The organism is Actinomyces sp. S6-Spd3 (assembly GCF_000758755.1).
Taxonomy (GTDB): Bacteria; Actinomycetota; Actinomycetes; order Actinomycetales; family Actinomycetaceae; genus Pauljensenia.
Window position 1 is genome coordinate 87,568 of record NZ_JRMV01000276.1, and the last position, 15,553, is coordinate 103,120.

11 protein-coding genes are annotated in these 15,553 nt (G+C 57.6%); 2 read left to right on the forward strand and 9 right to left on the reverse strand.

What is annotated here, in order from left to right:
- Nucleotides 1–43: 43 nt before the first annotated feature.
- The 8 genes from HMPREF1627_RS05605 to HMPREF1627_RS05645 form a co-directional block, all read right to left on the reverse strand.
- Entirely contained in the window at nt 44–1,327 is a 1,284-nt protein-coding gene (locus tag HMPREF1627_RS05605; RefSeq protein WP_034501845.1) for a thymidine phosphorylase, read from the reverse strand.
- Nucleotides 1,328–1,408: 81 nt separating this feature from the next.
- On the reverse strand, nt 1,409–1,825 hold the full coding sequence (locus tag HMPREF1627_RS05610; protein ID WP_034501847.1) for a cytidine deaminase: 417 nt from the start codon (nt 1,823–1,825) through the stop codon (nt 1,409–1,411).
- 27 nt (nt 1,826–1,852) lie between these two features.
- A complete protein-coding gene (locus tag HMPREF1627_RS05615) occupies nt 1,853–3,127 on the reverse strand; it encodes an ABC transporter permease (RefSeq protein ID WP_034501849.1) in 1,275 nt (424 codons plus the stop codon).
- Nucleotides 3,124–4,386 carry an ABC transporter permease gene (locus tag HMPREF1627_RS05620; protein WP_034501852.1) on the reverse strand — a complete coding sequence of 421 codons (1,263 nt, stop codon included), beginning with the start codon at nt 4,384–4,386 and terminating at the stop codon, nt 3,124–3,126. The genes HMPREF1627_RS05615 and HMPREF1627_RS05620 overlap by 4 nt, the downstream gene beginning before the upstream one ends.
- Nucleotides 4,386–5,948: an ABC transporter ATP-binding protein gene (locus HMPREF1627_RS05625; protein ID WP_034501854.1), complete on the reverse strand. Its 1,563-nt coding sequence runs from the start codon at nt 5,946–5,948 to the stop codon at nt 4,386–4,388. Before HMPREF1627_RS05625 ends, HMPREF1627_RS05620 begins: the two co-directional genes overlap by 1 nt.
- A gap of 102 nt (nt 5,949–6,050) precedes the next feature.
- Entirely contained in the window at nt 6,051–7,154 is a 1,104-nt protein-coding gene (locus HMPREF1627_RS05630) for a BMP family lipoprotein (RefSeq protein WP_034501855.1), read from the reverse strand.
- A gap of 317 nt (nt 7,155–7,471) precedes the next feature.
- Nucleotides 7,472–9,775 carry a bifunctional metallophosphatase/5'-nucleotidase gene (locus HMPREF1627_RS05640; RefSeq protein WP_034501857.1) on the reverse strand — a complete coding sequence of 768 codons (2,304 nt, stop codon included), beginning with the start codon at nt 9,773–9,775 and terminating at the stop codon, nt 7,472–7,474.
- 31 nt (nt 9,776–9,806) lie between these two features.
- A complete protein-coding gene (locus HMPREF1627_RS05645; RefSeq protein WP_034501859.1) occupies nt 9,807–12,080 on the reverse strand; it encodes an ExeM/NucH family extracellular endonuclease in 2,274 nt (757 codons plus the stop codon).
- Between the two features lie 641 nt (nt 12,081–12,721).
- On the opposite strand from HMPREF1627_RS05645, the gene HMPREF1627_RS05650 reads away from it, so the two are divergent.
- Nucleotides 12,722–13,501, forward strand: a complete 780-nt coding sequence (locus tag HMPREF1627_RS05650) for an ABC transporter ATP-binding protein (RefSeq protein ID WP_034501992.1) — start codon at nt 12,722–12,724, stop codon at nt 13,499–13,501.
- Nucleotides 13,486–15,180, forward strand: coding sequence for a hypothetical protein (locus tag HMPREF1627_RS05655; RefSeq protein WP_034501860.1), 1,695 nt, complete (start codon nt 13,486–13,488; stop codon nt 15,178–15,180). The genes HMPREF1627_RS05650 and HMPREF1627_RS05655 overlap by 16 nt, the downstream gene beginning before the upstream one ends.
- 80 nt (nt 15,181–15,260) lie before the next feature.
- On the opposite strand, the gene HMPREF1627_RS05660 is transcribed toward HMPREF1627_RS05655, so the two are convergent.
- Nucleotides 15,261–15,539: a DUF1540 domain-containing protein gene (locus HMPREF1627_RS05660; protein ID WP_034501862.1), complete on the reverse strand. Its 279-nt coding sequence runs from the start codon at nt 15,537–15,539 to the stop codon at nt 15,261–15,263.
- Between the last annotated feature and the right edge of the window lie 14 nt (nt 15,540–15,553).

The window sequence follows — 15,553 nt, forward strand, 5'->3', positions numbered from 1 at the left end:
AATACGTGTGTGGTCGTGTCGCTTGCTTGGTCTGGTGTGAGTCTTAGTCCACGCGGTCCAAAATGATGTGACGAGGAGCGGGTGCGGTTTCGCTGATCACCACTCCCCCGTCCAGTGCCTCAAGAGCTCGGGGAATGCGCCACTCATCGTCTGTGTGCAGGGTGAAGAGCGCCTCTCCCTTGCGCACGCGCTCCCCAAGCTTGGCGTGAATTTCAATTCCCGCTCCCGCCTGTACCGGATCGTCCTTGACCGCGCGGCCCGCGCCCAGCCTCCACGAGGCCACGCCCACGCTGAGTGCATCCATTTCGGAAATGAAGCCATCGGCCTCGGCAGTGACCGTATGGGTCAGCGCGGAAGTCGGCAGCGCAGCGTCGGGGTCTCCGCCCTGTTCACGAATCATTGCACGCCACACATCCATGGCACGACCGTCCTTCAACGCTGCTTCAACATCGGCATCAGGCTGTCCCGCCATGGTGAGCATGGTGCGAGCAAGCTCAACGGTCAATTCGACGACATCCGCGGGGCCACCACCGGCAAGAACCTCGACGGATTCTTCAACTTCAAGAGCATTACCGACCTTGAGTCCCAGCGGGGTGGACATATCGGTCAAGAGAGCCTGTGTTTTCACTCCGGCATCGCGGCCCAGGTCCACCATGGTGCGGGCTAGCTCGCGAGCATGATCAATGTCCTTCATGAAAGCGCCACTACCGACCTTGACGTCCAGAACCAGGGAGTCGGTTCCCTCGGCGATCTTCTTCGACATGATCGAAGAAGCAATGAGGGGAATGCAATCCACGGTCGAGGTGATGTCACGCAGCGCGTAGAGCTTCTTATCTGCCGGAGCCAGACCTGCTCCAGCCGCACAAATCACGGCTCCGCAGCCTTCACCCAATTGGTGGTAGATCTCGTCATTGGACAAAGACGCACGCCAGCCGGGGATGGCCTCGAGTTTGTCAAGGGTTCCACCCGTGTGGCCGAGGCCTCGGCCGGAAAGCTGCGGCACTGCAACGCCGAAGACTGCAACAAGCGGGGCAAGCGGAAGGGTGATCTTATCGCCCACGCCACCGGTCGAGTGCTTATCCGCGGTTACGCGAGAAATACGCGCAAAATCCATGCGCTCGCCCGAATCGATCATGGCCTGAGTCCACGTCACGATTTCTTCACGGTCCATTCCGCGCAGGAAAACAGCCATGGCCAAGGCGGCCATTTGCTCGTCCTTCATGACCCCGCGCGTGTAGGCATCAATGGTCCATTGAATTTCTTCAGTGGACAGTTTCCCGCCATCGCGCTTCACGCGAATGACGTCGACGGCATCAAACTGTTTCATGATGTCCTTCCTGGGTGTTATTTCGGAGAATGCTTGGCGGGCGCGCACACCATTAAGGGACGTGCACGCCCGCCGCAGTCATTAATCTTCGTTGAATCGTGCCGATGGCACTTCGGTCAGGTCGTGGGGGCCAAAAGCTCCCGGTAGTACTTGTTTCATGGTCATGACGCCCTCGGGCATCAAAACCAGGCAGTCATTACCGCCGTGCTCAAAAATGAGCTGACGGCAACGACCGCAGGGAGCAACCGGCTCGCAATTCCCGTTCACCGCAACCACCGCCACGAGGCGACCGCCACCGGAGCGCACCATCTGCGAAACCATTCCGCATTCAGCGCACAGTGTGACACCGTAACCGGCGTTCTCCACGTTGCATCCCGAATAGGTCTGCCCGTCTGTTGTCAGTCCAGCTGCTCCAACGGGAAATCCGCTGTATGGGCAGTAGGCCTGTTCCATTGCCGAGATAGCAAGATCCTGAAGATCTTCCCAGTTGATGTCCATGAGTCGTTCCTTCTACCTAGCAGTCAATCACTTCGTGTAGGGAATGTTCTCAGCTGCCGGCGGACGCGACTTCCCGACGAATCCGGCGACCGCGATGATGGTCACGATGTAGGGGATCATCGAGATCAGGTCTGAAGGAATGGACTGCTCCAGGTTCGGCAGCAGGCGCGCAAGTGCCTGAGCAAAACCGAACATCAGTGCAGCACCCATGGCGCCGATCGGGTGCCACTTACCCAAGATCATTGCAGCCAAGGCAATGTAGCCATTGCCGGCGGAAATATTGTCGGTAAAGGACAGGTCCGAACCGATGGTGAAGAATGCACCGCCCAATCCCGCAAAACCGGAAGCAAGGATGGCATTGAGGGTTCGCGTGCGATTGACGTTAATGCCGACGGTATCGGCTGCTCGCGGGTGCTCACCGCAGGCGCGAAGACGCAAGCCCCAACGCGAACGGTACAGGTAGATCGCCAAGAAAATCACCGTGGCGTACATCAAGTAGACCAAGATGTTGTGGTTGAAGAGCATCGGGCCAATAACCGGGATTTCTCCCAGGATCGGAATCTTGATATCAGAGAGCGAGAACTTATTCGTATTGAAGAGTTCGGCCTTCTTCGTCATCCACGTTCCGTAGAAGAAAGTCGTCAGACCCGCTGCCAAGACGTTCAAGACCACACCGACGATGATCTGATCCACGCCATACTTGACCGAGAAGAGCGCCAAGAGGCAGCCAAGGAAGGCACCCGCGATCGGCGCTGCGATCAGGCCCGCCCATGAAGTCTGGAAGTACGAGGCAGCCATGACACCTGCGAAAGCTCCCAAGAGCAGGTCACCTTCAATGGCGATATTGACAACGCCAACACGTTCCGAAACAACGCCCGAAAGTGAACCGAAGATCAGAGGCGTTGAAATTGCAACGGTCGAATACAGTGTCGAGGTCAGTGTCACGACACCGCTAGAACCCGAACCTGCATAGATCAGGAATCCGAAGACCGTTGCAATCCCGGCGACAATCATCATGGTGACATCAAGCCAACGCGGATTCTGCCGACGTGCCCATACCGAGTAGATCGACCACATGGCCACCACAAGAGTCAACGCTGTCAGCACCAGAAGGATAGGCCGTCCGGGGGTGACAATATCGTCAATATTGAGGCTCTGGGACTTGTCATTGAGTCGGATGGTGACGTCGCCGCTGACCTTGATCGTGAAGAGAATTTGCAGGAGCACTGCCAGAACGTAGACAACTGGCATCTTCCATGAACGCTTGAGTTGAACGTCATTCATTGTTTGCATCTGGCTCATCGTGCCTCTCCTTCCGAATCGGTGGAGGCGCCATCGACGACGGCATCGCCGCCTTCAGACGCTGCATTTTCCTTCACTGCCGAGGCCGCGGCCGGACTCTTCCCGTCCTCTTCAGTATGTTCATCGCTGAGCTCAGCGAGCTCAGCGCGCAAGCTCTTCTTGGTTTCCTTGGGCAGGTGGAAGAGCCAGCGAACAAACATGGGGGCTGCAATGAGCAGGACGATCACTGACTGGAGGATCAGGATCATATCGATCGGGACGCCCTTCGCCTGCATGGTGTAGCCACCTGCTTTAAAGGCACCGAAGAGAACACCTGCGCCCAGAGTGCCCAGGGGCTTGTTCCGACCCAAAAGAGCAACCGTAATGGCGTCAAAGCCGATGGTGCCAGTGATATCGCGCGAGACATAACCAACGGTGCCCAAGGCCTCGTTTGCGCCCGCAAGGCCGAGAAAGGCACCCGAGATGGCCATGGTGATTGCGGTAATCTTCCCCACCGAAATTCCGGCGGTACGGGCGGCCTCGGGATTGGCACCAACAGCTCGGATTTCAAAGCCCAAGGTCGAACGTTCAATGAGCCACCAGAAAATGATCACCGCAAGGAGCGCGACGAAAACACCCATGTGAATCTTGAAGGGCGCATCGAGAATGCGAGCGAAAGCGGCTGAATCCGCAACCTTCGGAGTTTGAGGCTGATTAGAACCCGGGACCTGCCACGATGGCTTCGAAAGGATGTAGCCCAGCGCCAAGGTGGCAATCGAGTTCAACATGATGGTAACGATGACTTCGTTAGCACCGGTCTTTGCTTTGAGCACGCCGGCGATTCCGGCGTAAAGAGCACCGGCGACCATCGCTGCAAGAAGAGCAACAAGGGTGTGAATAACGGGAGGCAAGTTCATTGCGAAGCCAACCCACACAGCAGAAAGAGCACCGAAAATAATCTGGCCTTTACCGCCGATATTGAACAACCCTGCGCGGAATCCCAGAGCAAGACCCAAACCGCCCAGCACCAAGGGGATTGAGAAGAACAGGGAATCTGTCAGCGGCTTGATCTGGCGTTGGAAGCTGCGTGCGCCGGGGTCAAAGATTGCCCCGCGGAACATCGCATAATAGGCATCGAGTACCGATGCGCCAGTCATCGCGATCAAAATCGCACCTAGAGCAAAGGCAATGAGAACCGCGAGGATGGAAACGAACCACCGCGATCCCAAGATGTGACGACACACAACCAGTGCCTTCGAAGGACGTTTTGCCTGGGTCATCACTTCTCCTCCTCGTGTGAATCCGAAACCTCAGCGTTTTCCTGCTCGCCCGCCACAGCCTCGTCATAGGGAACGCCGGCCATCATCAAACCGAGCACATCACGCGGGGTATCTGCAGGAACGATACCCATCACGCGGCCTCGATACATCACGACGATGCGGTCGGCCAGCGAAACTACTTCATCCAATTCGGATGAGATCAACAGGACGGGAATGTTCTGGTCGCGAACCTCGACGATGCGCTTGTGGATGAACTCGATCGAGCCCACGTCCACGCCACGAGTTGGCTGATTCGCAACAAGCAGGTTGAGGTCCTTCGACATTTCGCGCGCGACAACGACCTTTTGCTGGTTTCCGCCCGAAAGCGAAGAAATCGGATCACTGATCGACGTCAGACGAATATCGAACTCTTCCTCCTTAGCCCGCGCATTTTGAGCGATGATTCCGAGCTTGAGCATGGGACCGGCCGCGAAACGCGAGTCCTTGTACTGGTCCAAGACCAGATTTTCGGCGATCGAGAAAGAGGAAATAATGCCGTCGGTCGAACGGTCCTCGGGAATGAAGCCGATTCCCGCGTCCAAAGACTTACGAGGGTTGGCGTGTGTAATGTCGATTCCTTCAAGGAGGATCTCACCGGAATTCGGGGTGGCTAGGCCCAAAATGGTCTGTGCAAGTTCGGTCTGACCGTTACCTTGAACACCAGCAACCGTAACAATTTCACCGCGTTCGACAGTGAAAGATACGTGGTCGAGGAGGGGCAAGCCCGTAGGAGAAAGCATGGAGATCTCCTTGAACTCCAATCCCCCACCGCTTGGATGTGCCTCAGCTTTGTCAACGCGCATCATGACCGAGCGGCCGACCATCTTATTGGCCAGCTCGGATTCGGAGTCCTGCGGAGATGCTTCACCGACGACGGTTCCGCGTCGAATGACGGTGATTTCATCTGCGACGGCGCGGACCTCGCGCAGTTTGTGGGTAATGAAGACGATGGACGTTCCCGCATCGGCAAGCTGACGCATGATCGCCATGAGTTCGTCGGTTTCCTGGGGAGTCAAAACCGCCGTTGGCTCATCAAGAATAAGGACCTTTGCTTGACGCGAGAGGGCCTTCACGATTTCGACTCTCTGCTGGGCACCAACAGAAAGGTCTTCAATGAGGGCATCGGGATCAAGATCGAAACCAAAGCGCGCAGAGACTTCTTCAACAGTGCGTCGGGCCTGCGCAAGATCAATCAACCCGCTTGCTTTTGTCGGCTCGAAACCCAGAGCGATCGATTCTGCGACGGTAAAGACCGGGATCAGCATGAAGTGCTGGTGCACCATTCCAATCCCCGCGGCAACCGCATCACCGGGGCCGTTGAAGTGGACCGGCTTCCCATCGATGAGGATTTCTCCTTCATCGGGCTGGTGAAGGCCGTAAAGTACATTCATCAGCGTTGATTTACCGGCTCCGTTTTCACCAAGAAGCGCGTGAATATGCCCTTCTTCGATGGTGAGGTTGATGTCATTATTTGCGACCAGAGGACCGAAACGTTTGGTGATCCCCTTGAGTTCCAACTTCACTGTAACTCTGCCCTTCTGCGCGGTTGAGTTTCGGTTTCAGGATAGCTGATACAGCGAAGGCGCGGTGGAGAGACCACCGCGCCTTCACTTAGTGTTCACGAATCACTTCGGGGAGTTCGCGGACTCAACCTTCAGTTCGCCCTTCTTGATCTGATCGGTGAGTTTGGTGAGCTCATCCTTCAGATCCTGAGGAACCTTGGAATCGAACTCGTGGAAGGGAGCGATGGAGACGCCACCGTTTTCCAGAGTACCGACGTAAGGAGTTGCGCTGAACTTGCCGTTCACGGAGTCCGTGATGGCCTGCTCAACCGAAGCGCCGATTTCCTTCATGACCGAGGTCAGAATGATCGACTTGTAGTCGGGGGCAGATTCGTACCAGTCGGAGTCAACACCCACGATGTAGGTCTTGCCATCGGCCTTTGCAGCAGCAGCTGCGCCCAGGCCCACAGGACCAGCGACGGGCATGATGATGTCAGCGCCCTGGTCGATGAACTGCTGTGCCTGCTGCTTGCCCAGTGCCTGGTCATCGAAGGACTGGGTGAAGGAGCCATTCTGGGTTGTCTTGTCCCAGCCGAGAACCTGGACGTTCGTGCCCTTTGCCTTGTTGTAGGCTGCGACACCATCGGCGAAGCCGTCCATGAAGACGGTAACCGAAGGAATCTGGATGCCACCGAAGGTGGCGACCTTGCCGGTCTTGCTCATTCCCGCTGCGGCGTAACCAGCCAGGTAAGCAGCTTCAGCGGTGTTGAAGAGCAGAGGACGTGCGTTCTCAACGGTTACGGTCTTGTTGGAGTCGTCCGAGAAGGAAGAGTCAACAAGTGCGTAGTGGACGTCCTTGTTCTCGTTTGCAGAGGCGTGCAGTGCCTTCTCCAGGTTGAAGCCAACGCCGATGATCAGATTGCAGCCGTCGGAGACCATTGATTCAGTGTTGGGTACGAAGTCCGACGAAGAGGAGGACTCTGCCGTGTTGATCTGAATGCCGAGCTTCGACTGTGCGGCCTTCAGGCCGTTGTATGCGGATTCGTTGAAGGACTTGTCGTCCCAACCGCCAGCATCAGAAACGGCGCAAGCCTTGAAGCTTGCGCCATTGGAAGATGCGCTCGAGGTCGAGCCAGAATCCGAAGAGGGCTTCGAACCGGACGAGCACGCGGTCAGTGCGAGCGTAGCAACGCCAGCGACTGCAACGATTCTTGTGAGGGTCTTCATGCCGTTATTCCTCCAAGTAGAGTGTGTTGATACACAGTAGGTTGGTTGCGACAGCGCGAATCAACCGCTTGGAAGACACGCGCACCACCGCTTGCGAGAACGCATACGTGTGCTGCGTTGACGCCCATTTAGAGTTTCTCCCATCGCATTCGGACGCGTCAAGGCGAATCGGCCTCAGCGCGATAACGAATCGATAAAAGTTATATTTTCCGTCCATGCATACGCCTGTGGGCGGCAGGATTTCTTCATCCCACCGCCCACAAACGCAGGTCACTCAGGCTTTTCACCGGTATATCCCGGCGAATACCGAGTTCCTATCATGCAAACTTGCGACGCATCACCAAGCCGAGACCACCCATACCGAGAGCAGCCAAAACGACCAGCGCGGCCTCGGAACCGGTACGTGCCAGCTTTTTGCCCGCGACGCCCTTTGCGTTCGTCGCTGCAGCGCCGGGCTGTTGTGCCGCAACCGGGCAGGTGACCTGAACAGTCAGTCCCGAGGCCTCGGGAACGACGGTGCCGAAGTCGGTCTCAACGGTGACGGGAAGCGAGAGCACTCCCCCTTCGGGCTTGGCAGCGCACACCGACATCGGCAGCGAGGCCTTCAGAGTTGCCTGGCCAGCGCCGTCGGTTGTGATAATCGAGGCCTCATCGGATGCGTGCTCTTCGCGCAGCGAGTTGTTGACGCTTGCATTGACAGCTACCGATCCGAAGGAGACCTTGACATTCTGGGTCTTGCCGGGCCCCTCGGAGAAGGACAGGCCACGCAAAGGCACGGTGAATTCCTGATCGGGAGTCACCGGATCGCTCGGGAGCGTCACACCAATTGCCTGCTTGAGAGTCGCAGCCTTGATGCCGTTGTGTCCAGCCAGATACTCGTTGAACTTATCGCGGTCGAGGTTACCCAGAACCGTCTTCGTTCCACGGGTCAGTGCCGGGAAGGTATCGCCTCCAGCAAGGAGGAAGGTCACCGACCCAACCGTGTACTCCTTGTTCATATCAATGGGCGCACCATTGACGAGCAACGAGGTAATGCGCTCACCGTAAGGCTTGGAAGGATCGTAGGTGTACTGGACATTCTTTGACAGACCAAGCTTGAGCAGCGGGCGCGAGTTCTGAGAGTTCAGGTTCGTCTTCCACTGTTCTTCCAGAGCGTCCTTCACATCGGAACCCTTGATGGTCACGTATCCCAGCTCGTTCGAGAAGGGCATGACGTCGTAGCTCTGCTTGTAGGTGATGCTGCCATCGCTACCGGGTTCAAGATCTGCGCGCAGACCGCCAGCATTGATCATGCCGATATCAACGGGGTTGCCATCGGGTGTGCGGATCGTTTCGCGCATCGCGTCAGCAGCCAGGTTGCCCAGGGTCGACTCGATACCGCGGTTACCGCCCTTTTCGATGCTTCCATCGGGTGCCTCGAAAATGCCGCGGTGGAAGCTCTCGGTGTAGCCCCGTGCTACGACCTGAGCGCCGGCGACGGCCGAGGCCTGCTGCGCGCGGGTAACAACTGCCTTCGTCTGCGGGTCTTCACCGCACTCGTAGACGGTTGCCGCGGGGATCAGCTTGGTGTCGGCCTTAACGACCTTTCCGGTCGCCGTATCGTAAGAGATCTGAATCAGGCCCAGGTTATCCGTGTAGGAACCGGAGGCGACACCCGCCAGAAGGGGGTTCTGAGAGGTGAGCTCGACCGCCGAATCGACGTGGTCAAACTCGTAAGGAACGTGCGTGTCGCCACCCATGAGGCCGTCAACATCAGGACCCATCTTCGGGTAGTTGTTCTTCACGTCATCATCAAGCATGGCGATGACGATCTGCGCGGTTCCATCCTGCTTGAGCTGCTTCGCCAGGGTGTTGATCTTGGCGATCGGGTCCTTGAAAGTCAGGCCCTGCGTGGTTCCGGGGCTGAGCTTGTAGGGAACATCCTCGGCAATCGCGCCGATGAACGCGACCGTCACTCCCGAAGGAGAGGTCCACAGCTTGTACTCTCCCAGGTAGGGAGTGCCCGCTCCCCACGTTCCCATTCCTTCAACGTTTGCAGCAAGGTAGGGGAAGTTCGTTTGAACGAACTCAGAGGGGTTTGAGCCATCGACGCGCTGCTTGAAGACTGCCTGGCCCATATCCAACTCGTGGTTGCCCATGGTCGAACCCAGGGGATGCATCGTGTTGAGCGCTTCGATGGTCGGGTTATCCTTCAACGCACCCGAGGTGTAGGGAGACGCACCAATGTTGTCGCCCAGCAGGGTGAAGCTTGAGTTCGGGTTCGCTGCGGTTGCACGCTTGAGATAGCAATTCATCGCAGGAAGACCGGCCTCGACGACCTTGCGGCTCTTGCGATCCTTTTGCATCTCGATGTGCCCGTGCACATCGGTGAGGTTGTACAGGTCCAGGGTGACGATATCGGATGCGCCGCGATCCGTACCAGCACCGGGGGCCGTCGCGGGGGTGGCCTGGTTTGCCGAGGCCGTGGCTTCGGCGGCGGAAGTCGGCGCGGTGGCCTCGGGGCTGGCCTCCGTCGTCGAAGTCGCCTCGCCGGCGGGGTCTGCGAAGGCAGCTAGAGGAGTTGCGAAGAGCGCGAGGGCTGCGCCGGTCGCAATCACCGCCCTTCGGGTTCGAGTGAGCATATTGTTTCCTCTCATGATGGTTGGGTGAAGGTCAGAGGGTCCGGCGGCGCATGGCGCAGGCGATCACGCCCAGCACCAGGGCTCCTAGGGCCAGTGGAATGGTTTCGTTCACGCCGGTCGAGGCCAGCTTGGAGCGCTTCTGCTTGGCTTTTGTTGCCGATGCAGACTGCTCGGGGTTACCTGCCGGGGCACTTGGATTGGTCGAGGCCTGATCCGAAGGCTGGGCCGAGGGGCCAACCGGCGGCTGGGCGATCGGGGTGATGAGATTCAAACCGATGATCTCGGGATTGTGGTCCGAGGCGCGGTAGGGGTTGTCGGCCTCGAAAGCCAGGTATGCGTTGTAGTTGGCGCGTGAGTATTCGAAGGCGATGCTTTCTTGCGCGTTTACCGCCCACGACTTCACCTCGGTGATCAGCGGGTGCGCTGCAGAGTTCGCGAAGACGTGGTCCATCGATCCAGAGCGACCACCATAGACATAGGAGGAATCACCGTGACCTGACTCGTGGGCCCAGCCCGCATCGGTCAGGACTTTCAGAGGGTCTTCCATCGTGTAGGCGTTGAAGTCGCCAACAAGCAGTGTCGGGGTTCCGTTGAAACGCTGTGCGAAGGTGGCAAGTGCGCGGGCCTGCTTGACGCGAACTCCATTGGAGTTCCCCTGACCATCACCGTTGTCAGTGTTGGCTGCCGCTTCCGCGCCGGACAAGTTCTTGGGTGCAGAACCCTTGGACTTGAAGTGGTTGGCAATGACAACGAAGTTCTTGCCTTCGTGGTTTACATCAGTGATCGGCTTGAATTCTTGAGCCAGGGGCTGACGCGCGAGGCCCGTGTATGCCGGATCGTCGTAAATGACGGAGTCCCCGACCGGGGCGATCTTTGCCTTCTTGTAGATGAAAGCAATGCGGATGACGTCTTCGTTTGCGGGAACGGTTGAGGGACTGGGGACATAGGCCCAGACCTCGGATCCTGCAGCTGCATTGAGCGCATTGACGAGGCTCTTGAGCGCACCGTCACGGTCGGTGCTCACACCCGATGCGACGGGGTTTTCGATTTCTTCCAATGCCACAACGTCGGCATCGATCGTATTAATCGCCTGAACGATCTTGGTCTGTTGGTTCGCAAAAGCTTGCGAGGACCAGGCGCCGCGGAGTTTGCAGTTCTTATCGGTCACGTACTTGTGGTCGCGGTCCTCGTATCCCTTACATCCGGGTTCGTTTTCACCCAGATCAGAGAAGTAGTTGAGGACGTTGAAGGTTGCGACCTTCGTATCGCCACTGACTGAAGGAGCAGCGGGCCGCTCCCCCGTGATGGTCACCGGCGAACGATCAGGATTTCCAGCGGTCATCTGCGTAGGTTGGAAGACGAAGCTCCCGAAGCGTGATTCCAAGACAACGGGTTTCGTGAAGGTCACGTGGTAGCCCACGCGAGCAGGGGCTCCGTTGGCCAAGTAGGCGTAGCGTTCTTTGTGCCCGTTTTGCTTGAAGTTCGTCAGGTCTGTGGTCGAGGCATCGTCCAGGTCGATGGTCTTGGCGGCGTTTTCAGCCTCGTAGGCTTGAGCAGCAGCGCCGGGGGCAACAACGTCGGTTGCGGTACGCAAAACCTCGGTTCCAGGGGTCAGCGAGAGCGTCCCGTATCGGTTGGTCTTGTAGTTATCGGTAATCGTCCACGTGTCCTTGGGCAGGACCAGCATGGACTCCAGTGCTTCCATCTGGTCTTGAGTGGGCACGCCGCTCAGTTCCGTTGGCTTGACAGGATCACAATCAGTAGCAGCGGTAATACTTTGCGGAAGCAATTGGGTCAGGCTCTGGGTTGCGGCGGTCGCATTTTTCACGCCTGAATACTCAGCCACCTTGCCTTTGACGACAACGCAGTCACCAATGGAGGGCATCGTCGCAGAGGATTTCCCCATGAAGACGAATAGGCCGTCGGAGGCGGTTCGTGCGGGGTCCCAGGTTCCGCCTGTTCCGGGGGTTTGGATGGTGAAGCCCTCAAGGCCCTTGAGGTTAGCGTTCTCTCCCTTGGGGTAGGCCGCGGTCACAACGCCTTTGGTTTCGACCGTCTGATTGATCAGCTGGGAATCGTCCCCGTCGCCCGGGGTCTGAATATCCGGGATCGAGACCAGCGCACTCACCGCGCGCGTCTGCCTAACATGTGCCGAGGCCTCGACGCTGGGTGTGGGCGTCGAGGCCTGAGTTTCGCTTCCCGATGTCGGGTCTTCGCTGGGATCCGCGTAGGCAGCTAGCGGCATTCCAAAAAGGGAAAAGGCTGCCAGAGCACCGATCACTGTTCGCTTCTTCGCACGCAGCATGCGCAGCTTCCTCTCAAGGTGCACGATCAAAATGCACGGGCGCTGCGAGAACCGCAGTGCCCGGGGCCAGCTCAGAGGATCTACCGAGCTGTAGCCTCAATCACTCAAAAGAGTAGCAAGCTCAAAGGATACAAAAGTACGATTTTCGAATATCCCAGAATCACTCCTGAAAATCGTCAGCAAACCCACAGCTGCGTTTGCGGTTTTCGCACGATATAGGTGGTTTTCTCCCCTCACAACCCATCACATGAGAAGGTTCGACTCGACAAGCCCGCAGCGACTAATCTGGACTCATTAGGACATTTCAGGAAGGAATATCGACGATGTCTCAACCCCCGCTCCCTCCGACTCCTCCAGTTCCGCCTCCCGGGCCACTGTTCCAGCCGGGGCAGCCTGCAGTGACTCCTGCACAGCCGGAGCAGTCTCAGCCAAAGAGGCGTTCGATCGTTCCTCCCCCACCCGAACCTGGACAGCAATACGGGCAGGCGGCTTTTGTTGCACAGCAGTACCCGCAGCAAACCCCCGGTTTCCAACAGGCTCCCGTGAATCCTCAACAATTCCAGCCAGGCTCCGCATCTGCTCAGCAGTTCCAAGCAACTCCAGTGGGCCAGCAACCTCCGGCAGCTGCATTCCCCGCTTTCATGCCCACGCAGTCCCTCGGGGAGCCCGGTGAATGCGCGCTCGCGATGCGCGGCCTCGTGAAGATTTTCGGAAACTTGGTTGCGGTGGCAAACCTCAACCTGGACATCCCCAAGGGATCCTTCTACGGATTTGTCGGCCCCAACGGTGCGGGCAAGTCCACAACCCTCAATATGGCGACCGGTTTGCTCACGCCGGATTCTGGAACCGCTTTCGTCAACGGAATCGATGTGTGGGCGGATAATCTTGCCGCCCGCGCACAGCTTGGCGTCATGCCCGATGGGATGCGCCTGCTCGACCGTCTTTCCGGCCCTGATTTCTTGGTTCACGTCGGAATGCTGCGCGGTTTACCTCGCGAAACTGCTCGCGAGCGCGCGCAGCAGCTGCTGGCAACTTTGGACCTCGTGGATGCAGGTAAGAAGCTCATCTCCGACTACTCGGCGGGTATGACGAAGAAGATCTCCCTTGCTGCGGCACTCATCCATGCTCCCTCGGTCTTGGTCCTTGATGAGCCTTTCGAGGCGGTCGACCCGGTTTCAGCAGCAAACATCCGCCAGATCCTCATCGATTTCACCCACAGGGGCGGAACGGTCATTTTGTCCAGCCACGTCATGGCCACCGTTCAGCAGCTGTGCACTCATGTTGCTGTGATTAATCACGGACAGGTGTTGGCTTCTGGAACGACTGCAGAAGTGGCGGGCGATATGTCCTTGGATGAGCGTTTTGCTCAGTTGGTGGGCGGCCTGCACACGAGCGAAGGGCTGTCATGGTTGGCCAACTGATTCGTTTGAAGCTGCGCATCATGTGGAACGTGATGTGCAAACAAGTCGTCGTGCTGCTCCTGTCGCTCATGGCGCTTCTGTATGGTTTGGCAATGGTCGGCGCTCTGTACGTTGGCGTCCTGGCTTTACATGAATCTATCCCGCCGGAATTCATCATGCTCATCGGGCCTTTGGTTTTCCTCGGGTGGCTGATCCTGCCACTGTTGTTCTCGACGATGGATAACACCCTGGAACCACGTCGACTTTCTCCTTTCATTGCGCCCTCACCCAAACTTGGCTTTGCTCTTGTTGTGGCGTCTGCGCTTGGAATTGGCGGGATTTTTTCATTACTCCTCTTCCTTGTACCCGCCTGGTTTTTCTTAACTCGCGGTGAATTACTGCTCTCGCTTGGCGCAAGCTGTGCTGCTGTTCTCACCCTCCTCACTGCTGTCATTTGGGCAAAGTCCGTGACGACGTGGGCGGGAAACCAAGTTTTGAAAAACTCAGAACGCAAGAATTTTGCGTCTTTTATCGGTTCGATGATTTTCGTTGCAGTTTTCGCGCCGATGGGAATCTGGATGCAGTTTCTTATTCGCAATTTTTCCTACGACGCAGTTCTTGCCTTCGCTTCCAAGGTCTACACGACACCTTTTGGTGCTTTTTTCGGGGTACTTGAATCCTTGAGGCAAGGGGACTACCTCCTTGCGGGAGTTCGCTGTGCAATCGGTCTTGCGACTCTCGCCCTAGGTTGGGTCCTCTGGATCCGCGTATTAAAGCCGTCGATGTACGGCAGCGCAAACCGTGTTTCTGCCAAAGCGCGTGAGGCCATTGAGGCTGGCCGCTATCACGTTGATGAGGCACGCGCCGAGGCTGAATTGGCAAAGCAGCGCTCGGATTCGCGTTCGGCAGGACTCAAGCGTGTTCAACGCTGGCAGGCGCTCGGGCTTTCAGGCCGCTCGGCTGCGATGGCGACGAAGACGGCTTACTACTGGCTCCACGATTCTCGACTGTCAGTGTCCTTGGGCTCGACGATCCTCTTCCCGGTGATGGCCGTTCTCATGGACTACATGATTGACAGTGACGTGCGTGAATTCATGCCTTTCACTTTCGGCTTTTTCCTATACCTTGCTCCGATCGTCATCGGCGCAAACATCGGTGCGAATATGCAATATGACTCCACAGGCGCATGGGTGCCGATTGCTGCCGGAATGACCGGGCGCGAAGATCGTTTAGGCCGCCTCTTGGGGTCACTCGCTATTGTTACCCCGGTTATCCTTGTGGCCTCGGGAGCGGCATGCGTCATTATGGGCAAGAGTGTGCTTGATATCGTCTACACACTGTGCTTGTGCATTCTCTTCCTGACTGCTTCATCAGGAATCGCAACGGTTGTCGGAAGTCGCTGGGTCTACCCCGTTCAGCAACCTGGCGCATCTCCTCTATCGACGCGAGGCGCAGGGGCTGGAATGGTGGCGATGTGGGCGACCTCTGCTGCAATGCTGGGCGGTTTGTTGGTCGCTTTGCCCGGCTGGCTTGCCTTGATCTTCACCACCGGCACAGGAATCCCCTTCATTATCGCTGTGGTCGTGTCTTTGGCCTGGAGTGCAGCCATCATCGCAGTTTCAGTGGTGTGGGGTGGACGCTTGTGGGACCGCTACAAGGTCGAGATGCTGACAACAATGAAGTCATGGGCGGGAAACTAGAAGCCTCGTTTTCCACCGATTGACATATGGTTGTGGCCCGCAGGAATTCCTGCGGGCCACACCCGTTATACGCGATATGTTCAGCGAGCCTGGTAGGTCAGGCAATCAGCGCCGGCGGATCCCACGCGAATCGCAGAGGCGGTGCATTCCAGACCGGTGTTGAAGGAGCAATCTGCCTTCTGGCAGGCGCCAACAACCGGGCTCTTGCGCTCGAGGCCACCACGAACCGAGAGCGGAACGAAGGTTGCGCAGGTACGTCCGTAGCCGATGGTCACGGCACCAGCAGCGCAGCCATTGTTGTTGTACGAGCACTCCGAAACGGAGCAGTCCTGGACCAGGGGAAGGTCGATGGTCGTCATGATGTTCTCCTTGA